General features: G+C 64.6%; 24 protein-coding genes. 14 read left to right on the top strand and 10 right to left on the bottom strand.

Annotated elements, in window-relative coordinates; genetic code table 11:
* Window positions 1–145 precede the first annotated feature (145 nt).
* A complete protein-coding gene (gene tyrS, locus BLV04_RS08145; RefSeq protein ID WP_093029910.1) occupies window positions 146–1,354 on the bottom strand; it encodes a tyrosine--tRNA ligase in 1,209 nt (402 codons plus the stop codon).
* 197 nt (window positions 1,355–1,551) lie between these two features.
* On the opposite strand from tyrS, the gene BLV04_RS08150 reads away from it, so the two are divergent.
* A complete protein-coding gene (locus BLV04_RS08150) occupies window positions 1,552–1,818 on the top strand; it encodes a hypothetical protein (RefSeq protein WP_139191881.1) in 267 nt (88 codons plus the stop codon).
* Here the strand turns inward: BLV04_RS08150 and erpA are convergent.
* The 6 genes from erpA to BLV04_RS08180 form a co-directional block, all read right to left on the bottom strand.
* Complete coding sequence (gene erpA / locus BLV04_RS08155) at window positions 1,815–2,165, bottom strand: iron-sulfur cluster insertion protein ErpA (protein WP_093029914.1); 351 nt, start codon at window positions 2,163–2,165, stop codon at window positions 1,815–1,817. The genes BLV04_RS08150 and erpA overlap by 4 nt on opposite strands.
* A 137-nt stretch (window positions 2,166–2,302) precedes the next feature.
* Complete coding sequence (locus tag BLV04_RS08160; RefSeq protein ID WP_139191882.1) at window positions 2,303–3,064, bottom strand: DUF6776 family protein; 762 nt, start codon at window positions 3,062–3,064, stop codon at window positions 2,303–2,305.
* A 92-nt stretch (window positions 3,065–3,156) separates the two neighbouring features.
* On the bottom strand, window positions 3,157–4,188 hold the full coding sequence (gene argC / locus BLV04_RS08165; protein ID WP_093029918.1) for an N-acetyl-gamma-glutamyl-phosphate reductase: 1,032 nt from the start codon (window positions 4,186–4,188) through the stop codon (window positions 3,157–3,159).
* A 109-nt stretch (window positions 4,189–4,297) separates the two neighbouring features.
* Complete coding sequence (locus BLV04_RS08170) at window positions 4,298–4,675, bottom strand: HesB/IscA family protein (RefSeq protein ID WP_093029920.1); 378 nt, start codon at window positions 4,673–4,675, stop codon at window positions 4,298–4,300.
* A gap of 81 nt (window positions 4,676–4,756) precedes the next feature.
* Complete coding sequence (locus BLV04_RS08175) at window positions 4,757–5,242, bottom strand: DUF5063 domain-containing protein (protein ID WP_245731796.1); 486 nt, start codon at window positions 5,240–5,242, stop codon at window positions 4,757–4,759.
* Window positions 5,243–5,385: 143 nt separating this feature from the next.
* The gene (locus BLV04_RS08180; RefSeq protein WP_093029925.1) at window positions 5,386–5,550 is read right to left on the bottom strand and encodes a rubredoxin; all 165 of its coding nucleotides are present in this window, start codon (window positions 5,548–5,550) and stop codon (window positions 5,386–5,388) included.
* A 226-nt stretch (window positions 5,551–5,776) separates the two neighbouring features.
* Here BLV04_RS08180 and thiD point away from each other — a divergent pair, with 226 nt between their 5' ends.
* The 11 genes from thiD to BLV04_RS08240 all read left to right on the top strand — a co-directional run bounded on the left by thiD (window position 5,777) and on the right by BLV04_RS08240 (window position 19,514).
* Window positions 5,777–6,568, top strand: a complete 792-nt coding sequence (gene thiD / locus BLV04_RS08185) for a bifunctional hydroxymethylpyrimidine kinase/phosphomethylpyrimidine kinase (RefSeq protein WP_093029927.1) — start codon at window positions 5,777–5,779, stop codon at window positions 6,566–6,568.
* The gene (gene thiE, locus BLV04_RS08190) at window positions 6,565–7,200 is read left to right on the top strand and encodes a thiamine phosphate synthase (RefSeq protein ID WP_093029929.1); all 636 of its coding nucleotides are present in this window, start codon (window positions 6,565–6,567) and stop codon (window positions 7,198–7,200) included. The genes thiD and thiE overlap by 4 nt, the downstream gene beginning before the upstream one ends.
* Window positions 7,197–8,480 (top strand): glutamate-1-semialdehyde 2,1-aminomutase, encoded by a 1,284-nt coding sequence (gene hemL / locus BLV04_RS08195; protein ID WP_093029931.1) that lies wholly within the window; start codon window positions 7,197–7,199, stop codon window positions 8,478–8,480. The genes thiE and hemL overlap by 4 nt, the downstream gene beginning before the upstream one ends.
* Window positions 8,481–8,978: 498 nt before the next feature.
* Entirely contained in the window at window positions 8,979–10,874 is a 1,896-nt protein-coding gene (locus BLV04_RS08200; protein WP_093029933.1) for a propionyl-CoA synthetase, read from the top strand.
* 135 nt (window positions 10,875–11,009) lie between these two features.
* On the top strand, window positions 11,010–11,696 hold the full coding sequence (locus tag BLV04_RS08205; protein WP_093029935.1) for a GntR family transcriptional regulator: 687 nt from the start codon (window positions 11,010–11,012) through the stop codon (window positions 11,694–11,696).
* A 232-nt stretch (window positions 11,697–11,928) separates the two neighbouring features.
* The gene (gene prpB / locus BLV04_RS08215) at window positions 11,929–12,813 is read left to right on the top strand and encodes a methylisocitrate lyase (RefSeq protein ID WP_093029937.1); all 885 of its coding nucleotides are present in this window, start codon (window positions 11,929–11,931) and stop codon (window positions 12,811–12,813) included.
* A 122-nt stretch (window positions 12,814–12,935) separates the two neighbouring features.
* Window positions 12,936–14,090, top strand: coding sequence for a bifunctional 2-methylcitrate synthase/citrate synthase (prpC, locus tag BLV04_RS08220; protein ID WP_093029939.1), 1,155 nt, complete (start codon window positions 12,936–12,938; stop codon window positions 14,088–14,090).
* 142 nt (window positions 14,091–14,232) lie between these two features.
* Window positions 14,233–16,839 (top strand): Fe/S-dependent 2-methylisocitrate dehydratase AcnD, encoded by a 2,607-nt coding sequence (gene acnD, locus BLV04_RS08225; protein WP_093029941.1) that lies wholly within the window; start codon window positions 14,233–14,235, stop codon window positions 16,837–16,839.
* Window positions 16,840–16,993: 154 nt separating this feature from the next.
* Window positions 16,994–17,341 (top strand): endonuclease domain-containing protein, encoded by a 348-nt coding sequence (locus BLV04_RS08230; protein WP_245731809.1) that lies wholly within the window; start codon window positions 16,994–16,996, stop codon window positions 17,339–17,341.
* A gap of 29 nt (window positions 17,342–17,370) precedes the next feature.
* The gene (prpF, locus tag BLV04_RS08235) at window positions 17,371–18,564 is read left to right on the top strand and encodes a 2-methylaconitate cis-trans isomerase PrpF (protein WP_093029943.1); all 1,194 of its coding nucleotides are present in this window, start codon (window positions 17,371–17,373) and stop codon (window positions 18,562–18,564) included.
* A 209-nt stretch (window positions 18,565–18,773) separates the two neighbouring features.
* A complete protein-coding gene (locus BLV04_RS08240; protein WP_245731797.1) occupies window positions 18,774–19,514 on the top strand; it encodes a sulfite exporter TauE/SafE family protein in 741 nt (246 codons plus the stop codon).
* 93 nt (window positions 19,515–19,607) lie between these two features.
* Here the strand turns inward: BLV04_RS08240 and BLV04_RS25860 are convergent, their stop codons facing one another.
* A complete protein-coding gene (locus BLV04_RS25860; protein WP_281241823.1) occupies window positions 19,608–19,742 on the bottom strand; it encodes a hypothetical protein in 135 nt (44 codons plus the stop codon).
* Between the two features lie 136 nt (window positions 19,743–19,878).
* The gene (locus tag BLV04_RS08245; protein WP_342721897.1) at window positions 19,879–20,622 is read right to left on the bottom strand and encodes a spermidine synthase; all 744 of its coding nucleotides are present in this window, start codon (window positions 20,620–20,622) and stop codon (window positions 19,879–19,881) included.
* 304 nt (window positions 20,623–20,926) lie between these two features.
* On the opposite strand from BLV04_RS08245, the gene BLV04_RS08250 reads away from it, so the two are divergent.
* Window positions 20,927–21,904: a hypothetical protein gene (locus BLV04_RS08250; protein ID WP_093029947.1), complete on the top strand. Its 978-nt coding sequence runs from the start codon at window positions 20,927–20,929 to the stop codon at window positions 21,902–21,904.
* A 50-nt stretch (window positions 21,905–21,954) separates the two neighbouring features.
* Window positions 21,955–22,539, top strand: coding sequence for a YqiA/YcfP family alpha/beta fold hydrolase (locus BLV04_RS08255; RefSeq protein ID WP_093029949.1), 585 nt, complete (start codon window positions 21,955–21,957; stop codon window positions 22,537–22,539).
* 38 nt (window positions 22,540–22,577) lie between these two features.
* Here the strand turns inward: BLV04_RS08255 and BLV04_RS08260 are convergent, their stop codons facing one another.
* Entirely contained in the window at window positions 22,578–23,783 is a 1,206-nt protein-coding gene (locus BLV04_RS08260; protein WP_093029951.1) for a TraB/GumN family protein, read from the bottom strand.
* Window positions 23,784–23,857: the final 74 nt, after the last annotated feature.

Below are 23,857 nucleotides of genomic sequence, written 5' to 3' on the forward strand. Positions count from 1 at the left end.
CTCAACACCACCTCTCCCTGCCTCCGGCAGCCCCTCCAGGACCACCCCCGCCGCGGTTTCCCCTCAGCGAGCCGCGCATTCTATACGACTCGAGACGACTGTCAAGACCTGTTCGACGCGTCGCATCCGAGCGTTCCGTTGAGCATCAACCCGCAGTCAGTCGGATCCGCGCAAAGCGGCGCTTGCCGACCTGGTAGACATGCTGACTGCCCGCCGCACAGGAGAGTCGTGCGTCTTCGACCCGCTCGCCGTCGATGCGCACCGCTCCTTGGCCGATCAGGCGGATCGCCTCGGATGTGCTGCCGGCGAGGCCCGCCGCTTTCAATAGACTGGCGATCGGCAGGACGCCACCCTCTCCGGTAGGCAGCGTCTGCTCGGGGATCTCCTCCGGTAAGGCGCCACGCTGGAAGCGCGCCACGAAGCCTTCGAGCGCCGCACGGGCCTTCGCGGCGTCATGGAATCGCGCGACGAGCTCAAGACCAAGCTCGAACTTGATGTCTCGCGGATTCGCACCTTCACCCACCGCGTCCCGCCATGCCTGAATCTCGACAAGATCGCGCGTACTGAGCAGCTCGAAATAGCGCCACATAAGCTCATCGGACACCGACATGATCTTGCCGAACATCTCCTCCGGAGGATCCGTAATGCCGATGTAGTTGCCCAGAGACTTCGACATCTTCTGTACGCCGTCCAGCCCCTCCAGGATCGGCAAGGTGATGACGACCTGCGGCTCCTGCCCGTATGCCTCTTGAAGCTGGCGCCCAACCAAGAGATTGAACTTCTGATCGGTCCCGCCCAGCTCGATGTCCGCCTGCAGCGCGACGGAGTCGTAGCCCTGGATCAATGGATAAAGGAACTCGTGGATCGCGATCGGCTGTCCGGCCTTGTAGCGTTTCGCGAAATCGTCGCGCTCGAGCATCCGGGCGACCGTATGTCGGGCCGCCAGCTGCACCAAACCGGCGGCGCCGAGCGGCTCGAGCCACTGGGAATTGAAGACGACGCGCGTTCGTTCGGGATCGAGGATCCGGAAGACCTGATCCTGGTAGGTCTTCGCATTTTCCTGAATCTGCTCGGGGGAGAGTGGTTTGCGGGTCGCGCTCTTGCCCGTCGGATCACCGATCAGCCCCGTGAAGTCGCCGATCAGAAAGAGGATCTCATGCCCGAGATCTTGCAGCTGACGCAGCTTGTTGAGCAGAACGGTGTGCCCGAGATGCAGATCCGGGGCGGTCGGATCGAAACCCGCCTTGATCCGCAAGGGACGACCCAGTGCCAGCTTCCGGCGCAGCGCGTCTTCGAGGAGGATTTCGTCGGTCCCGCGCTTGATCAGCGCAAGCGAGCGTTCGAGTTGCTCCATGATGTTCGATCGTCCAACCCTGTCGGGAGTCAGCTATAGAAGCGGAGCAGGTTACGACGGAGGAAAGGGGGCGACAAGCCGTCGAGGTCTTCGGAGCACCTCCCTCCGGTCGCGACTTGTCGGTCGACCGGGTTTGGGACTACACTAATAGGTACCTGGAAAACTTCGATTTTTCCGAGCCTTGTATTCGAGTCATGATGCGAGACTACAAATTTAGACAAACGGAATGGCCGCGACGCAAGGCGCGCAGCAAGACGCTTCGCATCGTCGCAGTTCTCCTGGCCGTGGTCGCGCTCGGGCTCTTGGGCTACGCCGCTTTGCAGTGGTTCTCTCAAAAGCCGGCCGCCGAGGGAACCCCCGTCGAGCCGCGCAACCCGCGCGTCGTTCCCTTGGCGATTCCGCCGAAGGCGCCTGCGGAATCAACATCGACGGCCGAGCCGTCGACGCGACCGGGACAGGATTAGGTCGAGAACGAAGAGCCGCAACCGCAGGTCGTGGTCGCGTTGGGATTGCGGATCACGAACTGAGCGCCCTGCAGACCTTCGGTGTAATCGATCTCGGAGCCCGTCAGGTACTGGAGACTCATGGGGTCAACCAGCAAGGTGACGCCGTCCGTGACAACCTCGGTGTCGCCGTCCTGAACCTCTTCATCGAACGTAAAGCCGTATTGGAAACCCGAGCATCCTCCGCCTTGGATGTAGACCCGCAGCATCAACGAGGGGTTACCCTCCTCGGAGATCAATTGGGCCACCTTGGATGCGGCAGAGGTGGTGAAAACCAGCGGTAAATCAGCGGCAACTTCGGTCGTCATAGCAGGTCGGCTCTTGAGTTGAGTAGTTCAGGATCCTTATCCTATGCTCTTCGTTGGTTTTTTCAAGCGCACAGGGCTGGTCGGCGAGCCAGACCACGAGCGACGCCTCTGGATTCGGCGATTCGGATCGAGCCGCATCAAGAACCTCGAGACGACGCCTCCTCGGGCGACCCGCTTGGCGAGGGCGTCTCTGGCGTCGGCGCCCAGGGAAAGGATTCCGACGTCGGTATCAAGCGGTCGTCGGACGGCTCGACCCCGATCACAAGACCGGTCGGCTCGAAATCGTCGGGGAGCTCGAAGACCCCCGACAGACTTTGAAGATACTCCAGCGCGATCGGCAGGGCTCGCGGCTCCGCGCTCGGGAGATCCACGAGCGACAGGGTCACCGCACCGCCAGGACCCCGCCCTTCGATCTCGAACCGAATGTGGCCTGTGGTTTCAGCGAATCCCGGCACGACCTGGGTCAGCGTGAAGGCGTAGCGGAACGCCTTGGGACGTCCTTCGGAGACGAGGCGCAAATCATGAACCCGTATCGCACCTCGGTCGCCTTCTTGGACCAGTCGCTTGAGATACAAAAGCTCCCGACTCAGGTCCAAGCGTGCGTCTTGCGCTTCCTTGAGCTGTTCGGTCAGGGCACGCGCCGTCTCCCGGTCGATCTGACGACTGCGCTCCGCTATGACCTGCTCGCGCAACGCCACGGCCAAATCGACGCGCAACACATCGCGCTCCGCCACCAGCTCAAGCCGCTCCGCATCGAGTGCAGCCAGCTCCGGTTGCATGAGCGAGGTCACGCGCTCTTGGCCGAGCTCGAATCCCGTCCAGAGTGCCGCGGCCAAAAGAACGGCATAGAAACCGCCCGCCAGCAGCCGGTAGGAGAGGCGTCGCAATGAGTCAGGCATCGGGCTCGTACGATCCCGAACCGACGATCCGAGACCTGGACCGTTTCGGCATCGGCTTACCCTGTTCCCTCGGTCTCAAACGGACCCGGGCCTCATGGCAGGAGAGCCAGTGCATCCAGCCCGGCCGACTCGTCGATGCCGAACATCAGATTCATGTTCTGAACCGCCTGCCCCGCAGCACCCTTCACCAGGTTGTCGATCACGGACTGGACCACGACAACACCTGAGTCACCTTGGCGCGTCGCCGCCATCCGGCAGAGGTTCGCGCCGCGCACCGAGCGGGTATCGGGATGCGATCCTCCCGGCATCGGATCGACAAAAGGCTCCTTCGCGTAATAGGTCGAGAAGAGGTCGTCGAGATCGACATCGGATCGGATCAAGCGCGCATAGAGCGTGGCCTCGATCCCGCGGATCATGGGTACCAGATGGGGAACGAAGGTCAGATTCAAGGTGGAACCGGAGAAACGTTCGAGGTTCTGAGCGATCTCGGGCGCGTGCCGGTGTCCCCCGACCGAGTAGGCCTTGAAGCTTTCGCCGACCTCGGCCATCAACAGACCCGTCGACGCCTTGCGCCCGGCACCGCTGACGCCGGACTTGGCATCCGCAATCAGCCAGCTCGGATCGACCACTCCGGCGGCGAGCAGAGGCAGAAATCCGAGCGTCACCGCGGTCGGATAGCAACCCGGATTCGCCACCAGTCGCGCGCCACGCACCGCATCCCGATTCAGCTCCGGCAACCCGTAGACCGCCTCGTCCAGAAGCTCGGGACAGGCATGAGGCATGCCGTACCAGGTCTCCCAAAGCACCGGATCCTTCAGCCGAAAGTCGGCAGCCAGATCGATCACGCGCACGCCCCGTGCGAGCAGATCCGGCACCGCCTTCATGGCCGTTCCGTTGGGCGTGGCGAAATAGACGAGGTCGCATTCAGCCAGCGCACCCTCGTCGGGCGACGTGAACTCGAGATCCAGCCGCCCCCGCAGATGCGGAAACATCTCGGCAACAGCGACCCCGGCCTCGGTCCGCGACGTAATGACCGCAATCGCTGCGGCCGGATGCCTTGCCAGGATCCGCAAGAGCTCCGCACCCGTGTAACCCGTGCCGCCGACGATTCCGACCCTCACCATACCCACTCGACTCCGAACGTGCGAAAAGCAGAATGCGAACCTCTATCGGCCCAACGAAAAAAGCGGCAAAAGCCGCTTCTCGTTTCGAGGCGACGCCGGGCTTTCAGTATCAGGAGCAGCCGCCGCCCGAGGACGACGAGGATCCGCAAGAGCCACAGCCACCACCACCGCCGACCTGCGGAAGGTTGTTGAAGACGAAGGTCGCATTGCCGTCGCCTTGATCGACAAAGTCGATCTCCACACCGCGCAGATAGGGCAAGGTACCGTCGTCGACCACGACCTTGAAGCCGTCGTAGGCCAACACGCCGTCGTCGTCGTTGATGGCATCGGTGAAGGTCATCCCGAAGCTGATGCCGCTGCAGCCGCCGGGCGTCGCAAACACGCGCACGCCTTGCACGTTGTCGTCGACTTGCTCGAACAGATCGGCCATCTTCGCTTGAGCCGGCGCGGTCAGCGTCAGCTCCATTTCATTCAACACCGCGGACATAGGACTCGGCCTCTTGACAAATCGATTCAGCGAATGAGGTTAGCAGAAAACCCGACCATTATACTACCGCAAGATCAAGGGTCAAAGCTCGAGCCGACCTTGCGCGGCGAGCAGGGCGAGGTGGCGCTCGGCATCGACGAGATGTCGGCCCCAGTGACGATCGAACCCGTAGGCCCAGCCCCTCAAAGCGCGCTCGGGGTAACAAGCGTAGAGTCCGAGTCCGGATTTCAGCTCGCAATAGATATCGGTCAGATCGTCCGCCAAGCTCCCGGTCATCCCGTCGGCACCCTCGCTGGCCCGATCGAACTCCAGCCAATAGCCGTCGCGATCGGCGAGCAGCCGACGCAGGCGCCAGAACAGCTCGAAGCGCGCATCGAGATCCACCACGCTCATCGGAACAACGCCCGAAACCGGGGCCGACACCGAGGAGATGGCTGCCTGTAGACGCGGCAGCAGGCTCGCGACATCCCCCAGCCAATGCCGACGATGCGCGTCGATAGACGCCTCGATAAGATCACAATACCGCCTGGCGAGCCCGGCAACCTCAAGGCCCTCGAGTCCGCTCACCTGTCGTTCCGCGATCGCGTCCATGTCAAGGAGTGTAGACGAGAAAATCCGCAATGCGCGGGAACTACCGAGCCCTTGCAGCCGCTCGGACGCGGCCGTCGCTCCACCGCTCGGCGTCGTCGGATCTCCAAGCTCGCGATACATCAGACCTCGACCATCTCGAAGTCGTCCTTCCCGGCGCCGCACTCTGGGCACTTCCAGTTGAGCGGGACATCGTCCCAACGCGTCCCGGGCGGGATATCGTCGTCCGGCCAGCCCTCGGCCTCGTCGTAGATCAAGCCGCAGATCACGCACATATAGGTCTTCATCGAATCGCTCCGTCGCAGTTCCCGGACCCCGGCGCGCGGGGTTTGTCGGGATCGACATCCATGAGCGCATCGGGGTTTAATCGCTCCAATGGTCGGGCGGGCCGACTCGGATTTCAACGAAGCTCGGGCGAATCGTCTTGAGACCTCCGCGGAACGGACGCCGCGGCGGGTTCGAACGCGGGCAATCCGGCCCCGCACCTCGGCTACACAGACGAGACTGAATCCCATGAGCAGGATCAACGATCGACCCGTCGTCCTCTGCGTCGGCGGACACGACCCGAGCGGCGGCGCCGGCATCCTCGCCGACGCCGAGGCCGTACGGGCCGCGGGCGCCTTTCCGGTCACCGTCATCAGCGCGCTGACCGAGCAGAACACCTGCGGGCTTTCGCGCGTCTACCCGCAAGCCGCGGAGCATGTCGAGGGGCAGTGTCGCGCCCTGCTGCGCGACTGCACCCCGAGCGCACTCAAGATCGGGATGATCGGCAGCGCCCCGCTGATCGACCTACTGGGCACGCTGATCGACGAAAACCCCGGCGTTCCGGTGGTCCTCGATCCCGTCCTCGCCAGCGGCGCCGGGCAGCGGGTCGCGGACGCGGCCATGCTGGATCGATTGCGGATGAGCCTGATTCCCCGCAGCGCGCTCGTCACGCCGAATCTGCCGGAGGCGCAGACCCTGACCGGCGCCATCGACCCGTCCGATTGCGCGTCGCGCCTGCTCGCGCTCGGCGCACGATGGATCCTGATCACGGGCACGCACGACGACACGACCGACGTCACCAATTGGCTGTTCAACGCCGAGGGACTCCAACAACGCCTGGACTGGCCGCGCTTGGCCGGGGAGTATCACGGTTCGGGCTGCACGCTGGCGAGCGCGATCGCCGCCCGCCTCGCGCTCGGGGCGGCAATGCCGGAGGCCGTCGCCGAGGCCCAAGCCTATACCTGGGAGAGCCTCGATCGGGCGCTCCGGACCGGCCGCTGTCAGCTGACACCCAATCGCCTTTACGCACTCGACCCATGACGCACCTCGATGGACTCTACTTGATCACCCCGGACACCGCAGCGCCCCACGACGCACTTGCCGAACAGGTCGCGCGGGCCATCTCGGGTGGGGCCAGGCTCGTCCAATACCGCAATAAGGGCGCGGGTCGGCAGCTTCGACGCGACCAGGCCATCGCCTTGCTCGGCGTCTGCCGTGCCGCGGGCGTCCCGCTCGTCATCAATGACGATGTGGTCCTCGCCGCGGAGATCGGCGCCGACGGGGTGCATCTCGGCCGCGACGACGGCGACCCCGTCGCGGCCCGTCGGCGCCTCGGAGCAGACGCCATCATCGGCGTCTCCTGCTACGACGACATGGACCTCGCGCAGGCCGCCGAGCGGACCGGGGCCAGCTATGTCGCCTTTGGGAGCTTCTTCCCCTCGGCCACCAAACCGCATGCGGTACGGGCCTCTTTGGGGCTTCTGAGCACCGCACGCGACAGCCTTCGAATTCCCGCGGTTGCGATCGGCGGGATCACGCCACAAAATGGCGGGCTATTGATCGCGGCGGGCGCCCGGATGCTGGCGGTCGTGACCGGTGTCTTTGCGCAGCCGGACCTCGCCGCCGCGGCGCGCGCCTATGCCTCACTTTTTGTCGACGGAGACCCCCGATGAGCCGATCCCATGATCTCTTCCAAGCCGCGCAGCGCCATATCCCCGGCGGCGTGAACTCGCCGGTACGCGCGTTTCGCGGCGTCGGCGGCGATCCGGTCTTCTTCGAGAGCGCCTCCGGGGCCTATGCCGTCGACGCCGACGGCAAGCGCTATGTCGACTATGTCGGCTCCTGGGGCCCCATGATCCTCGGCCACGCCCATCCGCAGGTCATCGCGGCCGTGCAGGAGCGCATCCAAAAGGGCCTCTCTTTCGGCGCCCCGACCGAGCTCGAAACGACCATGGCCGACCGCGTCTGCGAGCTGGTCCCGAGCATGGACATGGTGCGCATGGTCAGCTCCGGCACCGAGGCGACCATGAGCGCACTGCGTCTGGCCCGCGGCTACACGGGTCGCGACAAGGTGATCAAGTTCGAGGGCTGCTACCACGGCCATGTCGACTCGCTGCTGGTGAAGGCCGGCTCGGGCGCACTGACACTCGGCGAGCCGAGCTCCCCCGGCGTGCCCGCGGCCTTGGCCGAGCTGACCATTACCCTGGCCTACAATGACCTGGAGCAGGTGCGCGAGACCTTCGCCGAGATCGGCGGCGAGATCGCCTGCATCATCGTCGAGCCGGTTGCCGGCAACATGAACTGCATCCCGCCCGTGCCGGGATTCCTCGAAGGTCTGCGTGAGATCTGCGACCAATACGGCGCTGTGCTCATCTTCGACGAGGTCATGACCGGTTTCCGCGTCTCGCGCGGCGGCGCCCAGGAGCTGTTCGGCGTCACACCGGACCTCACCGCGCTCGGCAAGGTGATCGGCGGCGGCATGCCGGTGGGCGCCTTCGGCGGCAAGCGCGAGATCATGTCCCGCATCTCCCCGCTCGGGCCGGTCTATCAAGCCGGCACACTCTCGGGCAACCCGATCGCGATGGCAGCGGGCCTCAAGACCCTGGAGCTACTCAGCGAACCCGGTTTCTACGACCGCCTCAGCGCCACCACGGCCCAGCTCCTCGCGGGCTTGCAGGCACGCGCCGATGCCGCGGGGATCCCCTTCAGCACGAATCAGGCCGGCGGCATGTTCGGGCTCTTCTTCACCGCCGAGAAGGTCACCAATTACGCGCAGGCAACGACCTGCAATCAGGACCAGTTCAAGACCTTTTTCCACGCCATGCTGGAGCGTGGGGTCTATTTGGCGCCGTCCGCGTTCGAGGCCGGTTTCGTCTCGATGGCGCACGGCGAGGCCGAGATCCAGGCGACGCTGGATGCGGCCGAGGAGAGCTTTGCCCTCATCGCCCACTAAACCGCTGCTAAACCGCGCCCGGTGAGACATGCGCAGTCGGTGTGTCGGCTCGGCCTCGTGCGACCCACGAGCGCCGGAGTCAGCGCGGTTTAGGTGTTTAGGAAATTGCTTTTGAACCGCGCCAAGCATGCGACGCTCGGCGATTGATCGAGTCAAGAATCCCATTCCAACGGCCCAGGTGTAACTGCCGCACCGTTAAGCATCTGTCCGTATCCTCCTCGCCCCGAGGTCCCGGTAATCTCGGTCCATACCGGGGTGCGCGGGATCACTCACTCATTCCAGCACGTCCGACTTCGCGACTCGACAGCCTGGCTCGCGCCGCATGACACGAATATCCTCGGGCTTTGACCGGGCCGCGCGCATTCAGCGCGCGGCCCGGTCAAAGCCCGAGTGCCGATTGCAAATTTGGGTCGGTCGCACTAGTGTTGCATCGCAGCAAATACGCAGAAGCCTTCCGGTCTCAGCGAAGGCCATCGCTCACCAACCGAGGAAATCATCATGGGTTATGAAGCTGTCTACGAGCGGTCGATGAAGGATCCGGAGTCGTTCTGGGCCGAAGCCGCGGAGCTCATCGACTGGGATCGGCCGTGGGACAAGGTCCTGGACAGCTCCAACCCGCCATTCAATCGCTGGTTCGCGGGCGGAATGCTGAACACCTGCTACAACGCCGTGGATCGGCACGTCACCGCCGGACGGGGCGATCAACCCGCCATCATTCACGACAGCCCCGTCACCGGCTCCAAGACGGTGATCACCTATGCGGAGCTGCAGGATCAGGTTGCGCGCTTCGCCGGCGCCTTATTGGCGCTCGGCGTGACCAAGGGCGATCGGGTCATCGTCTACATGCCGATGGTGCCGGAAGCGGCAGTCGCCATGCTCGGCTGCGCCCGTATCGGCGCCATCCATTCGGTGGTGTTCGGCGGTTTCTCAGCGCGCGAGCTGGCCACCCGCATCGACGACGCCAAGCCCAAGGTGATGGTCGCCGGATCCTGCGGCATAGAGCCGAACCGGGTCGTCCATTACAAGCCGCTGCTCGACTCGGCCATCAATCTGGCCGAGCATAAGCCTGAGCACTGCATCATCCTGCAACGCGAGCAGGAGCCCGGCACCCTGATCGCGGGACGTGACCTCGGCTGGGCCGAGGCGCTCGCCGCCGCCGAGCCGGCCGCCTGTGTCTCGGTTGCCGCGACCGACCCGCTCTATATCCTCTACACCTCCGGCACCACCGGCCAACCCAAGGGCGTGGTGCGCGACAACGGCGGTCACGCGGTCGCCATGGCCTGGAGCATGGAGAACGTCTACAACGTCAAGCCCGGCGAGGTCTTCTGGGCCGCATCCGACGTGGGCTGGGTGGTCGGGCACTCCTACATCGTCTACGCGCCTTTGCTGGCGGGCTGCACCACGATCGTCTACGAGGGCAAACCGGTCGGCACGCCCGACGCCGGGGCTTTTTGGCGCGTGATCTCCGAGCACAAGGTCTCCGTGCTCTTCACCGCGCCCACCGCCTTCCGCGCCATCAAGCGCGACGATCCGAAAGCCGAGCACCTCGGGCGCTATGATCTGGGCAGCCTGCGCGCGCTCTTCCTTGCAGGCGAGCGGTGCGATCCGGATACACTCGGCTGGGCGCAGAAGATCCTGGACATCCCGGTCATCGACCATTGGTGGCAGACCGAGACCGGCTGGGCGATCGCCGCCAACTGTCTGGGCATCGAGCAGCTCCCGGTCAAACCCGGCTCGCCGACCCGCGCCGTACCCGGTTACGACATTCAGGTCCTGGACGACGAGGGCGTCCCGGTCGCGCCCGGCGACATCGGACGCATCATGATCAAGTTACCGCTGCCGCCCGGCTGCTTGCCCACACTCTGGGGCAACGACGCGCGCTTCATCCAATCGTATCTTTCGGCGCAGCCGGGCTACTACCTCACCGGCGATGCGGGCTATCTGGACGAGGACGGCTACCTCTTCGTCATGAGCCGTATCGACGACATCATCAATGTCGCCGGTCACCGACTCTCGACGGGGGCGATGGAAGGGGTACTGGCCTCTCATCCGGATGTGGCCGAGTGCGCCGTGATCGGGGCGCACGACCAACTCAAGGGCGAGCTGCCTGTGGGGCTTGTGGTGCTTAAATCGGGCGTTTCGCGCGAAGATGCCGCCATCACCAAAGAGCTGGTGAATCTGGTCCGCGATCAGATCGGACCCGTCGCCGCGTTCAAGACCGTGGTCGTGGTGCAGCGCCTGCCCAAGACCCGCTCGGGCAAGATCCTGCGCGGCACCATGAAGTCGATCGCCGACGGCAAGGACTACCGCATGCCCGCCACGATCGACGACCCCGCCATCCTGGAAGAGATCGAGACCGCCTTGGGCACGATCGGGTACGCCCGGCACGCCTGATCCGGCCGTCCCGCTCAACCGCCGGGGTCGGGGTTCGCAAACCGACCCAAGCGCGACATTATGTCGACACTTAAACTTGACACCTCCGGATAATGGTCTAAATTAAGACCATCACCGGATCAAGTGTCGACAATTATGACATCCGCCACAGCCGACTCCCTGGACGAGGAGACCTCGACGATCGCCGATCGCGTCTTCGGCCAGGTGCGCCAGGCAATCGTCGAGGGCGAGATCCCCGCCGGAAGCAAAATCAGCGAGCCCGCGCTCGCGGCCCGCTACGGGATCAGCCGTGGCCCGTTGCGCGAGGCCATGCGCCGGCTCGAATCCACCAATCTCGTCGAACGCCGCCCGAACTTGGGCGCGCGGGTCATCACCCTGTCGAACGATGAGCTCCTGGAAATCTATGTGATCCGCGAGGCGCTGGAAGGCATGGCCGCGCGGATCGCCGCGGAACGCATGTCCGATGCGGCCATCGCAGACTTAAAAGCCCTTCTGGAGCAACACAGGCGCGAGGTGGCTCGCGCCGACTGGCAGACCTATTTCCAGGAGGAAGGCGATCTCGACTTCCACTTTCGCATCGTCCAGGGCAGCGGCAACCGGCGCCTCATCGACATCCTCTGCAACGACCTCTACCACCTCGCGCGCATGTACCGCTGCCAGTTCGGGATGAAGAGCGACCGGGCCGCCGATGCGCTCAAGGAGCATGAGCTGGTGGCCGACGCCATCGCCGAGCGCGACGGCGAGCTGGCCGAATGGCTGATGCGCCGGCATATCCGCGCCTCGCGACGGGCGATCGAGCGCCGGCTGGCCGTCGAGCGTTGAGCTGTGCGGAGCCCCGCCAGCCGCCAGCCGCCAGCCGCCAGCCGCCAGCCGCCAGCCGCCAGCCGCCAGCCGCCAGCCGCCAGCTTCCGGAGTGTAAGCAACAATCCAGGTGTCCGAGGAAGCGATGCACATGAATGCCGATCCGATCGGATCAGACCGAATAACGCTGATAGCTGATAGCCAAGAAGCTCACAGCTCTCGACCAAGTTCCACTTCGAAGGAGATGACCCGCATGACCAAAACTCTCACGCCCGGCGCCCGGCTTCGGCTTGCCGTCAAAGAGGAGCATCCTCTGCAGGTGGTCGGCGCCGTCAACGCCTATCACGCCATGATGGCGGAGCGCACCGGTTATCGCGCGCTCTATCTCTCGGGCGGCGGTGTCGCGGCCTGCTCCTTCGGAATCCCGGATCTCGGGATGACCAGCCTGGACAACGTGCTGGAGGACGTACGCAGGATCACCGACGCCAGCGCCCTGCCCCTCTTGGTCGATGCCGACACCGGCTGGGGCGGCGCCTTCAATATCGCCCGCACCGTCCGACTGATGAACCGGGCCGGCGCTGCCGGATGCCATATCGAGGACCAGGTCGCGGCCAAGCGCTGCGGTCATCGCCCCGGCAAGGCGATCGTCTCCAAGGAGGAGATGGTCGACCGCATCAAGGCGGCCGTCGATGCCCGCACCGACGACTTCGTCATCATGGCCCGCACCGATGCCTTGGCCGTCGAGGGGATCGACTCGGCCATCGAGCGCGCCGTCGCCTGCGTGGAGGCCGGCGCGGACATGATCTTTCCCGAGGCCATGACCGAGTTGGCCCAATACGAGCAGTTCATCGCTGCGGTGAAGGTCCCGGTCCTGGCCAACATCACCGAGTTCGGCTCCACCCCGCTCTTCACGACCACCGAGCTGGGCAAGGCAGGCGTCTCGCTGGTGCTCTACCCGCTGTCGGCGTTCCGCGCCATGAACCTGGCCGCCCTCAAAGTCTACGAGGCGATCCGCCGCGACGGCACCCAGGCCGCCGTGGTCGATACCATGCAGACCCGCATGGATCTCTACGACTTTCTGAACTACCACGGCTTCGAGCAAAAGCTCGATGAGCTGTTTACGCAGGGCAAGGATTGAAAGAAGCCGCCAGCCTCCGGCCCCCTGCTTCCAGCATGAACACCCCTGTCTGATCGTTGATCGCAGGAGGCAGGAGGCAGGAGGCAGGAAGCTCCCCAACATCACCGATCGAGGAGAACACGATGGCCGAGAACCAAGAGAGCCAACTGCCGAAACCCAAGAAATCCGTTGCCCTGTCCGGCACCGCCGCAGGCAACACCGCCGTCTGCACCGTCGGGCGCACCGGCAACGATCTGCATTATCGGGGCTACGACATCCTCGATTTCGCCGACCAGGCCGAGTTCGAAGAGATCGCTTATCTGCTGATCCACGGACATCTGCCGACGTCCGCCGAGCTCGCGGCCTACAAGCGTAAGCTCCGTTCGCTGCGTGGCCTGCCGGCGGCGCTCAAGACCGCACTTGAGCAGATCCCGCCCTCGGCGCACCCGATGGACGTGATGCGCACCGGCGCCTCCTTGCTCGGCACGCTGGAGCCCGAGAAGGACAGCATGCCGGTCGCCGCGGCACGCGACATCGGCGATCGCCTGGTCGCCAGCTTCGGCTCCATGCTGCTCTATTGGTATCACTTCGCCCACAACGGCCGGCGCATCGAGGTCGAGACCGACGACGAGTCGGTCGGCGGACATTTCCTCCACCTGCTGCACGGCAAGTCGCCCTCGGCCGAGTGGGTGCGCGCCATGCACACCTCGCTGATCCTCTATGCCGAGCACGAGTTCAATGCCTCGACCTTCGCCGCACGCGTGGTCGCCGGCACCAACTCGGACATCTATTCCGCCGTCACGGGCGCGATCGGCGCACTGCGCGGACCCAAGCACGGCGGCGCGAACGAGGCCGCCTGCGAGATCCAGAGCCGCTATTTCAGCGCCGACGAGGCCGAGGCCGACATCCGCGAGCGGGTCGGGCGCAAAGAGATCATCATCGGCTTCGGTCACCCGGTCTACACCACCGGCGACCCGCGCAACGAGGTCATCAAGACGGTTGCACGTCGTCTATCCCAATCCAACGAGGACATGCGCATGTTCGAGGTCGCCGACCGCCTCGAAACCGTCATGTGGGACATCAAAAAGATGTTCCCGAACCTCGACTGGTTCTCGGCGGTGTCCTACGCGCAGATGGGTGTTCCGACCCCCTTGTTCACGCCGATCTTCGTCATCTCGCGCACCACCGGTTGGGTGGCGCACATTATCGAGCAGCGCATCGACGCCAAGATCATTCGCCCGAGCGCCAACTATGTCGGGCCGGAGAACCTGAGCTGGGTGCCGATCGAGAAGCGCTGAGCGGCCGGGGTTCGGGGTCCAGATCGGAACGCCGCGGTCCAGCGGCGTTCATGCCCGGCTGTCTTTATCGCAACATCACATCGCCACCCGCGCTCCACGGCGTGTCCGGCGACGTCTCCACTCCCAAAACAGTGCACCGATCATGAACAGCGCCTATCGCAAGCCCTTGCCCGGCACCGCTCTGGACTACTTCGACGCGGAGGCCACCGTCGACGCCATCCAGCCCGGCGCCTATGCCAAGCTGCCCTACACCTCGCGCGTGCTCGCCGAGAACCTGGTGCGCCGCTGCGACCCGGCCACTCTCGCCGATGCACTCGGTCAGCTCATCGAGCGCCGCCAGGATCTGGACTTCCCCTGGTATCCGGCGCGGGTGGTCTGCCACGACATCCTCGGCCAGACCGCCCTGGTTGATCTGGCGGGACTGCGCGACGCGATCGCCGAGAAGGGCGGCGACCCGGCACAGGTGAACCCGGTGGTGCCGACCCAGCTGATCGTCGATCACTCCCTGGCCGTGGAATACGGCGGATTCGACGCGGAGGCCTTCGAGAAGAACCGCGCCGTCGAAGACCGGCGCAACGAGGACCGCTTCCACTTCATCGAGTGGACCAAGACCGCGTTCAAGAACGTCGACGTGATCCCGGCCGGCAACGGCATCATGCACCAGATCAACCTGGAGAAGATGTCCCCGGTGATCCAGGCCCGCGACGGCGTCGCCTTCCCGGATACCTGCGTGGGGACCGACAGCCACACCCCGCATGTCGACGCACTCGGCGTGATCGCCGTCGGCGTCGGCGGCCTGGAGGCCGAGACCGTCATGCTCGGCCGCGCCTCCATGATGCGCCTGCCCGACATCATCGGCGTGCGGCTGACCGGCAAGCGTCGGCCGGGCATCACCGCCACCGACATCGTGCTGGCCCTGACCGAGTTCCTGCGCAAGGAGCGCGTAGTGGGTGCCTATGTCGAGTTCTTCGGCGAGGGTGCCGCCAGCCTCACGATCGGCGACCGCGCCACCATCTCCAATATGTGTCCGGAGTATGGCGCGACCGCGTCCATGTTCTACATCGACCGGCAGACCATCGACTATCTGACGCTGACCGGCCGCGAGCCGGAGCAGGTCGCATTGGTCGAGACCTATGCCAAGACCGCCGGCCTCTGGGCCGATGCGCTGGCCACGGCCGAATACGAGCGCGTGCTGGAGTTCGATCTGTCCACCGTCGAGCGAAACATGGCCGGCCCGTCCAACCCGCATCGCCGCCTGCCGACCAGCGCACTGCACGAGCGCGGCATCGCGGTGGATCTGGACAAGGCACTGGCCGAAGAGAAGGAGGGCCTGATGCCGGACGGCGCGGTGATCATCGCCGCCATCACCAGCTGCACCAATACCAGCAACCCGCGCAACGTGGTGGCCGCCGGTCTGGTGGCAAAGAAGGCCAACGCACTGGGTCTGACGCGCAAGCCCTGGGTTAAGACCTCTTTTGCGCCGGGCTCCAAGGTCGCCAAGCTGTATCTGGAAGAGGCCGGTCTGCTGGCCGAGATGGAGCAGCTCGGCTTCGGCATCGTCGGCTACGCCTGCACCACCTGCAACGGCATGTCCGGCGCACTGGACCCGAAGATCCAACAGGAGATCATCGACCGCGACCTCTTCGCCACCGCCGTGCTCTCGGGCAACCGCAACTTCGACGGCCGAATCCACCCCTATGCCAAGCAGGCCTTCCTGGCCTCGCCGCCTCTGGTGGTGGCCTACGCCATCGCCGGCACCGTGCGGTTCGACATCGAGCAAGATGCGCTGGGCCATGACCCGCAGGGCAACCCCATCACCCTCAAAGACCTGTGGCCGAGCGACGAGGAGATCGACGCCATCGTCGCGGCCTGCGTGAAGCCCGAGCAGTTCAAGCAGGTCTATATCCCGATGTTCGATCTGGGCCGTGTGGAAGAGGCCAAGAGTCCGCTGTACGACTGGCGCCCGCAGAGCACCTACATCCGCCGTCCACCCTACTGGGAAGGCGCGCTGGCCGGCGAGCGGACACTGAAGGGCATGCGTCCGCTGGCGGTCTTGCCGGACAACATCACCACCGATCATCTGTCCCCGTCGAACGCCATCATGGCCGACAGCGCGGCCGGGGAATATCTCGCCAAGATGGGCCTGCCGGAGGAGGACTTTAACTCCTACGCCACCCACCGCGGCGACCACCTGACCGCCCAGCGCGCCACATTCGCCAACCCGCAGCTGGTCAACGAGATGGCCGTGGTCGACGGCCAGGTCAAGAAGGGCTCGCTGACCCGCGTCGAGCCGGAAGGCAAGGTGATGCGCATGTGGGAGGCGATCGAGACCTACATGGGCCGCAAGCAGCCGCTGATCATCATCGCCGGTGCAGACTACGGCCAGGGCTCGTCGCGCGACTGGGCCGCCAAGGGCGTGCGGCTGGCCGGGGTGGAGGCGATCGTCGCCGAGGGCTTCGAGCGCATCCACCGCACCAACCTGGTCGGGATGGGCGTGCTGCCGCTGGAGTTCAAGCCCGGCGTCGACCGCAAGACGCTCGGGATCGACGGCAGCGAGACCTACGACGTGGTCGGCGAGCGCACGCCGCGTGCCACCCTGACCCTGGTGATCACGCGCAGGAACGGCGAACGTGTGGAGGTGCCGGTCACCTGTCGCATCGATACCGCGGAAGAGCTGGCGATCTACGAGGCCGGCGGGGTGCTGCAGCGCTTCGCCCAGGACTTCCTGGAATCCAGCAAAGCGGCATAAGAAAGCCCCTCCCCTTGCGGGAGAGGGGGAGATGGCTCAGCCGAGCTTCCCGGAAAACCGCGCAAAAAAGCCCCTCTCCCCTCGCGGGAGAGGGGTTGGGGAGAGGGGGGTGAGAATGGACCAACGCCAATTCGCCAAAACCCTGCGCCAAACCATGACGGACGCCGAGCAACTGCTCTGGCGTCATCTACGCGCCCATCGCCTGGATGGACAGAAGTTCCGTCGCCAGCAACCGATCGGCCCATATATCGTCGATTTCGTGCACTTTGGCGCCCGGTTGATCGTCGAGGCCGACGGCGGCCAGCGCAACGCGAGTGATCGTGATTCCGTGCGTGATGCATGGCTCGGGGAGCAAGGCTTCAGGGTCATACGGTTTTGGAACCATGACATCCTGCAGAATCCGGAGGCGGTGTTGTCGAGCATCCTTAGAGGCGCTGGAGCAGTCTGCTCCCCCCTCTCCCCCGGCCCCTCTCCCGCGAGGGGAGAGGGGAGAGGGGAGTGAATCGAGCAATTAGTTGAGATATCAAGCCCATGTCTAATGTTCCCCAGATCCGCATTCCCGCCACCTACATGCGCGGCGGCACCAGCAAGGGCGTCTTCTTCCGCCTGCAAGACCTTCCCGAGGCCGCCCAAGTGCCGGGTGCGGCACGCGATGCCCTGCTGCTGCGTGTCATCGGCAGCCCGGACCCCTACGGCAAACAGATCGACGGCATGGGCGGGGCGACCTCCAGCACCAGCAAGACGGTCATCCTGTCCAAGAGCAGCAAACCCGATCACGACGTCGATTATCTGTTCGGCCAGGTGTCCATCGACACGGCCTTCGTCGACTGGAGCGGCAACTGCGGCAACCTCTCGGCTGCGGTTGGCTCCTTCGCCATCGGCGCCGGCCTCATCGATCCTGACCGGCTGCCGCGGGACGGCATGGCGCGTGTGCGCGTCTGGCAGGCCAACATCGGCAAGACCATCATCGCGCACGTGCCCATGACCGACGGCGCCGTGCAGGAGACGGGTGATTTCGAGCTCGACGGCGTGACCTTCCCGGCCGCCGAGGTGCAATTGGAGTTCCTGGACCCTGCCGACGAGGGTGACGGCGAGGGCGGCGGCTCCATGTTCCCGACCGGTAACCTGGTCGATCACCTCGAGGTCCCCGGTGTCGGGACGCTCGAGGCCACCATGATCAATGCCGGCATCCCGACCGTTTTCGTCAATGCGGCGGCGATCGGGTACACCGGTACCGAGTTGCAGGACGCCATCAACGGCGATGCCGATGCCTTGAGGATGTTCGAAACCATCCGCGCCTATGGCGCGCTGCGGATGGGCCTCATCAAGGAGGTTGCCGAGGCGGCAACCCGCCAGCACACCCCCAAGGTCGCCTTCGTCGCCACGCCGGCCGATTACGTCTCCTCCAGTGGAAAGTCGGTATCCGCAGGCGACATCGATCTGTGCGTACGCGCGCTCTCAATGGGCAAGCTGCACCACGCCATGATGGGGACGGCCGCTGTGGCCATCGGCACCGCCGCAGCCATCCCCGGCACCCTGGTCAACCTGGCTGCCGGGGGAGGAGAGCGCACCGCGGTCCGCTTCGGCCACCCCTCGGGCACACTGCGCGTCGGCGCCGAGGCCCGTCATGTCAATGGCGACTGGACCGTGACCAAGGCCATCATGAGCCGCAGCGCCCGGGTATTGATGGAAGGCTGGGTGCGGGTACCCGGGGACGCCTTTTAGACTGGATCAGAGAGGTGTCCGCTTCGTAAGCCGTCCCGGTCATTTCGCAAGCGTCCGCCTCTGCGAGGCGGACGCTCGACACCGATGTCCTCCTCGTCTCTCATGAGACGATTCGCCCGGCACACGCCGGGCTTTTTTTGCCCTGGGAAACCAGGCGACCGCATTTAAACTAAACGCGAACGCGGAAACCGCAGGAGACGATTGGAATCTTGGACACGTTCGCATTGATCGATCTGGCGGCGATCGGGATCCTCCTGATTGCCGCCTTCGTGCACGGAGCCTTCGGGTTCGGGTTCCCCCTGGTCGCCACGCCGCTGCTCGTGCTCGTCATGGACATGCGCACGGCCGTACTCCTGACGCTCATCCCGACCATCGCCATCAACCTGGTCAGCATCGCCACCGAGCGACGCTGGCTCGAAGCACTGCGCCGCTTCTGGGCCATCCCGGTCTTCACGATGGTCGGTAGCCTGATCGGTACGCGGATCCTGCTGAGCGTCGACCCGGAGCCCTTTCGGCTGCTGCTGGCCGCAGTGTTGATCGCCTTCTTGATCCTGCAACGCAAGCGCGGCGATGGACCCGAGCATCGAATCCCGCACTGGGGGCTTGCGCTGTTGGGGTTGGGGATGGGCCTCTTGGCCGGGCTGGTAAACGTCTTCTCGCCCATCGTGGTTGCCTTCGCGCTCTACACCCGGATGCATCCGGGTCTGATGGTCGCAACCTTCAACCTGAGCTTCATTACCAGCAAGAGCGGTCAACTGACGGGGTTCGCGCTGCAGGACGCACTGGATCCGACCATCATCCAGCTCGCGCTCTTTGCACTGCCTGCCGTACTGGCCGTGTTGTGGATCGGCATTCGGGTGCGCCGCCGGCTCGATCAGGTAACCTACCGGCGCTGGTTGAACCGGGCGCTTTGGGCGATCGCCGTGTTGCTGATTCTCGACTCCGTCTGACGCCGACGGCACCGGCGAACGACAGGCCCACGGCATCGACGCCGCATGCCCTGTCGCCCCGGGTCGAGACCGGTGCCGATCCGGCTCTGTAGATTACTTGGGACCCTTATTGGTAAAGGACTGGAATGTCTCGACGACACGGTCCTGAATATCCTTGGCCCAAGGCGGCTGCGGCCAGTTCCAGCCGATGACGATTCCGATGGCGACTGCAATAAGAACGGCGAACATCTGGTCTCCTCCAGCATGATTGAGGGAATGTCGAAGCCACACAACCCGTTCCTGCTTGAGGTTGCGGGCCCATTATCACAAAAAACATGTGGATTTATACCCTTTCCGATCGGCCGAATCGCAACCGCCACGCCGCTCAGTGCGGCTGCTCCGGACGAAAACCGAGGATCTGCAACAGCATGCCCGTCACGGCTCCGCCGAGCATGCCGCCGAGGAACCCGGGCGGGACAGCGCCGAGGATCTGACTCGCTGAATCCTGCGCGTTGCTGCTCAACATGGTCGAGGTCGTACCGCCGACGATCCACACGCTTGCCCCGACCACGGCGGCGATCAGTCCGGCGACTACGGGGGCCGACAAGACCGCCGGAAACCAGCGTGCGCTGTGCGCGACCAACCAGCGTTCGGAGACCTGGAAGAAGGTCCCGACCAACGCCACGACGCCCGCCGACAACACGAACATGCTGAACCGGATACCCAGGGAAGCGAACACGAGTGCCATGATGCCGCCGGCCGCTAAGCCCGCAACCAGGCCAGTGAGGGTCTCGGCGAGCGGCCGCCCTCCGCCGGTGATCATCCAGGCATAGAAAACGCCTGCGAGAACCCCGCCCGCGCCCGCCGTCCCGGCGATCCACAAGAGCTCTACACTCTGCCCGCTGACGATCAGATACCCGATAGACGCCAGGACACCGGCCATGGCACCCATCAGTGCCACGGGCATCGCGCTGTAGAAAGCCGATGTCGTCATCGCTGCTGCCGCCGCCGCGATGACCAACGGCTGCCAGCCCGCAAGCCCGAGAAAGGAGAGGACCTGGTAGAGACCGCCGAACAATGCGCCGAACAGCGCCCCAGCGAGACCCCATATGAAGAGTGTCGTAATCATGGATGCAATCTTGTCCTTCGCTCGCATATTCCCTCGGTGAGACGATTCGATAGTGACCTGAACATCACGCGACGCTCATCACCCCGGCGGCGAGAAACCCCACGAAACCGGGATCGATAAGGTCACTGCGTGTGCGGCTGAGAGCGCCACTATAGTCCAGCGATGCTCGAGGTCATAGGTGAGCTTGGTATACACCTCGGGGTGCGCCATCACGGCCCGGAGGCGCCGGATCGAGGATCACGATTGCGCACCCGGCGGAAAACCGGTATCAATCCTCTTACCCGCCCAGGACACCGACCCAGGCATGCCCACACAACCCAATAACGGCACGCGGCGCATCGTCTTCGACGAGGAGCGCGTGTTTTACGACGGCTACTGGATCAAGTCCTACAAGCCGCCCGGCGATACGCTCGAGACCAAACGACGCCTGATCCAAGCGCTCACCCGACGTCTGTTCAATCACGTCGAGCACGGCATCAACATCCCGGGCTCTCGGCTCGATGAGGCACGCGCGGCCTATACCTCGGAAACCGATCCGGAGCGCAGGCGGGTCAACGGAGCCATGCTGGCCGGCGCGCTCTTCAATCGGGCCGCGGACATTTTCACCTGCCTTGTCGACCTGCAATCCGCCGGGGTCGAGATCGGCCCCGACAATAGCCTGATGCGTGAATGCGGAGATTGCCTGGTGGACGCATTGGAGCTCGGAAAGATGGTCCGGCATCGCAGCGGAGACGAGGGGATCGACGAGCTCTGGGGCGAGCCGTTCAAGGCGTTTTCCATGACGATCGAGGACTTCTACGACAGCCGTTACCTCAAGATCGCCATGACCATGCGCGACATCGATCGCATCGCGACGGTCCTGAAAGACACCTTTGCGGGCAGTCGCCAGATGACCGATATCGATCCGAAGATCGACGCGCTGGCCGACGCAGCCAAACGCAAGTGCGAGATCCTGCGCACCGATCCGGCGATTTTCGATGTCTGGCCGACCTTCGCGGTCGCGATGGATCGACTCGGTCGAATGGCCCCGGTGCTGCCCTGCAACGCGAGCGCCACGGCCACGCGCGAGGCGATGGACGCTGTCGCACTGTTGCGTGACGGAACCGAGCTGATCGGCTCGATCGTACGCGCACGGGTACCGATGCCCAAAAGCACACGCGAGTTTATCGATCGCTGCCTTTTGTTTCGACTGACTTTTTTCGGCGCTCCTGCGAGCGCGACCGAGGCAGAGACGACGCGTCCCCCGCCCGCCTCATTCCAGGACGACCTCCTTGAGGTTTAGAGGCGAGGGCCCCGACTTCAAACACCTTGTCCCGCGACGACTTAAACGCGATGATCGTTTACATTCACGGACTCAACAGCTCGAGCCGATCCTACAAGGCCCAACGCCTTCGCGAGCGCTTGGCCCCGCATCCGGTCGTCGCCATCGACTACCCGGCGCACCGTCCGGCGGAGGCCGTCGCCGTTTTATCGGACTTTTTCGCCACGCTTCTCGGGCGACACGAAGGCCTCGAGCCGGCCGTGGTCGGCAGCTCCATGGGCGGCTTCTACGGCCAATACCTGGCCCGCCGATTTCGATTCTCGCATCTGTACATGATCAATCCGGCACTCACACCCTGGAGCCTTTTCCGAGATCACATCGGCGAGATCATGACCACGGCCCACGGGGAGCACTATCGGGTCAGCGAGGACCTGATCGAAAGCACCCGACCCTACGGCGTCGCGGATCCATGCGACGGCACTCCGAGCACCCTTTTCCTGGAGCGCGGAGACGAGGTCATCGATACCCGCATCGCCGAGCGCATCTATTCAGGGTGTGGCCGCCTCATGGTCTGGGACGGCGGAGATCATGCGTTTCAACATCTCGACGAGGCGATCGAGACGATCCGGGGCCACCTCGACCGGACACGGCACTGATTCCCGCCGGCGAGCCTTTGTGATCCGTGGGCAAGACGTCAGGGGACGCCGGCACGAAACAATTGATCCACGATATGAAAGCCGGCAACGTAGGTGCCGATCCCGGAGCCGAGGGTGCTGAAAAGAAACACGAGAAAGACCCGGGCGACACGATTGTGCCACCAGCCCCGTAAGGTCACGACATCGAGACGCAGCCGACCGAAATCCGAGACCCGGGGTTTGCGCATCGAAATCTCGACCGCACCCGTGACCATACCGGCGCCGATGGTCGGATTCAGCGATGTCAGCGGCGCGGCGAGAAACGCCGCGACCACCGTCAAGGGGTGCCCGCCGGCCAGCAAGGTACCCAAAGCCGCAAGACCGCCGTTGATGACGATCCAGGCCGCGACCAGCCCCCACCCCAAGGTGGTGCTCTGAGAAAAGCCGAAGGCAAAACCACCCAAGATCAAGGCGACTAGACCCCATGACAGGATCCGCGGCCAACGGCTCGGCGGCGGCACATCCTCGAGCGCTCGCGTGACCGCGGCGGGGTCAGCGGCGTCCGTCTCCAACGCCTCGGCGATGCCCTTCAGGTGTCCGGCACCCACGACGGCCAAGACCCGCTTCACGCCAGCCCGCACAGGCTCGCTGCGCAGCTTTGCGGCCATGTAGCGGTCGCGCTCCTCGATCAGGGGCACGAACAAATCCCGCCGATCGTGAGCAAACTCGGCAAATGTCGTCTCCAGGACGTCGCCCTCCTTGAGCCGCTCGATCTCCTCCTCGCTGACCTTCTCCGAGGTCAGCATCGCGGCCAAGAGCCCCGTGAAGAGGGTATAGCGCTTCCACCAGCCGAGATTGGCCGAGATGCGTTTCAGGGTGACGCCGATCTCCCGATCGATCAACAGGACCGGAAGACCCATCTCTTTGGCGACGCGAACCGCGGTGCGCTGCTCCGCACCGGGCTCGATCCCGAACTGATCGGCCAGACGTTGCTGGTAGGCCGACAAGGCGAGATTCGCGACCACCATGTAGACGCGCCGCTGGCGGATGACCGAAAAGAGGTCCATCTCCGAGAGCGACTTGGGATCCATCAAGGCACTGAAACGACTGCGACACAGCTCTACGGCCACCGCGTCGTACTCCCCGCTCTGCAGCAGGGCGCGGACCTCTTCCTCGCTGGCGCGCGAGACGTGGGCGGTTCCGAGAAGCGTGAGCCGTACATCGGCAACGGAGATCTCGCGTTTCGGCTCGATGGATTCAGACATCGCTTTTGAGGATCGGTCAGGGGCGGGGAATTCGGTCCGGAATGATACCGCAGATCCAGGAGCGAGCCCCGACG

The organism is Thiocapsa roseopersicina (assembly GCF_900106925.1).
Taxonomy (GTDB): domain Bacteria; phylum Pseudomonadota; class Gammaproteobacteria; order Chromatiales; family Chromatiaceae; genus Thiocapsa; species Thiocapsa roseopersicina.

Excerpts from the sequence above, each read along its gene's own strand:
- BLV04_RS25860 (WP_281241823.1), bottom strand. The coding sequence starts at position 19,742 with ATGTTCGCCGTTCTTATTGCAGTCGCCATCGGAATCGTCATCGGCTGG.
- BLV04_RS08150 (WP_139191881.1), top strand. The coding sequence starts at position 1,552 with ATGCGAGACTACAAATTTAGACAAACGGAATGGCCGCGACGCAAGGCG.
- BLV04_RS08260 (WP_093029951.1), bottom strand. The coding sequence starts at position 23,783 with ATGTCTGAATCCATCGAGCCGAAACGCGAGATCTCCGTTGCCGATGTA.
- BLV04_RS08170 (WP_093029920.1), bottom strand. The coding sequence starts at position 4,675 with ATGTCCGCGGTGTTGAATGAAATGGAGCTGACGCTGACCGCGCCGGCT.
- tyrS (WP_093029910.1), bottom strand. The coding sequence starts at position 1,354 with ATGGAGCAACTCGAACGCTCGCTTGCGCTGATCAAGCGCGGGACCGAC.
- thiD (WP_093029927.1), top strand. The coding sequence starts at position 5,777 with ATGAGCAGGATCAACGATCGACCCGTCGTCCTCTGCGTCGGCGGACAC.
- BLV04_RS08250 (WP_093029947.1), top strand. The coding sequence starts at position 20,927 with ATGCCCACACAACCCAATAACGGCACGCGGCGCATCGTCTTCGACGAG.
- BLV04_RS08230 (WP_245731809.1), top strand. The coding sequence starts at position 16,994 with ATGACGGACGCCGAGCAACTGCTCTGGCGTCATCTACGCGCCCATCGC.
- BLV04_RS08180 (WP_093029925.1), bottom strand. The coding sequence starts at position 5,550 with ATGAAGACCTATATGTGCGTGATCTGCGGCTTGATCTACGACGAGGCC.
- acnD (WP_093029941.1), top strand. The coding sequence starts at position 14,233 with ATGAACAGCGCCTATCGCAAGCCCTTGCCCGGCACCGCTCTGGACTAC.
- erpA (WP_093029914.1), bottom strand. The coding sequence starts at position 2,165 with ATGACGACCGAAGTTGCCGCTGATTTACCGCTGGTTTTCACCACCTCT.
- thiE (WP_093029929.1), top strand. The coding sequence starts at position 6,565 with ATGACGCACCTCGATGGACTCTACTTGATCACCCCGGACACCGCAGCG.
- BLV04_RS08200 (WP_093029933.1), top strand. The coding sequence starts at position 8,979 with ATGGGTTATGAAGCTGTCTACGAGCGGTCGATGAAGGATCCGGAGTCG.
- BLV04_RS08255 (WP_093029949.1), top strand. The coding sequence starts at position 21,955 with ATGATCGTTTACATTCACGGACTCAACAGCTCGAGCCGATCCTACAAG.
- prpF (WP_093029943.1), top strand. The coding sequence starts at position 17,371 with ATGTCTAATGTTCCCCAGATCCGCATTCCCGCCACCTACATGCGCGGC.
- BLV04_RS08160 (WP_139191882.1), bottom strand. The coding sequence starts at position 3,064 with ATGCCTGACTCATTGCGACGCCTCTCCTACCGGCTGCTGGCGGGCGGT.
- BLV04_RS08205 (WP_093029935.1), top strand. The coding sequence starts at position 11,010 with ATGACATCCGCCACAGCCGACTCCCTGGACGAGGAGACCTCGACGATC.
- prpB (WP_093029937.1), top strand. The coding sequence starts at position 11,929 with ATGACCAAAACTCTCACGCCCGGCGCCCGGCTTCGGCTTGCCGTCAAA.
- prpC (WP_093029939.1), top strand. The coding sequence starts at position 12,936 with ATGGCCGAGAACCAAGAGAGCCAACTGCCGAAACCCAAGAAATCCGTT.
- argC (WP_093029918.1), bottom strand. The coding sequence starts at position 4,188 with ATGGTGAGGGTCGGAATCGTCGGCGGCACGGGTTACACGGGTGCGGAG.
- BLV04_RS08245 (WP_342721897.1), bottom strand. The coding sequence starts at position 20,622 with ATGATTACGACACTCTTCATATGGGGTCTCGCTGGGGCGCTGTTCGGC.
- hemL (WP_093029931.1), top strand. The coding sequence starts at position 7,197 with ATGAGCCGATCCCATGATCTCTTCCAAGCCGCGCAGCGCCATATCCCC.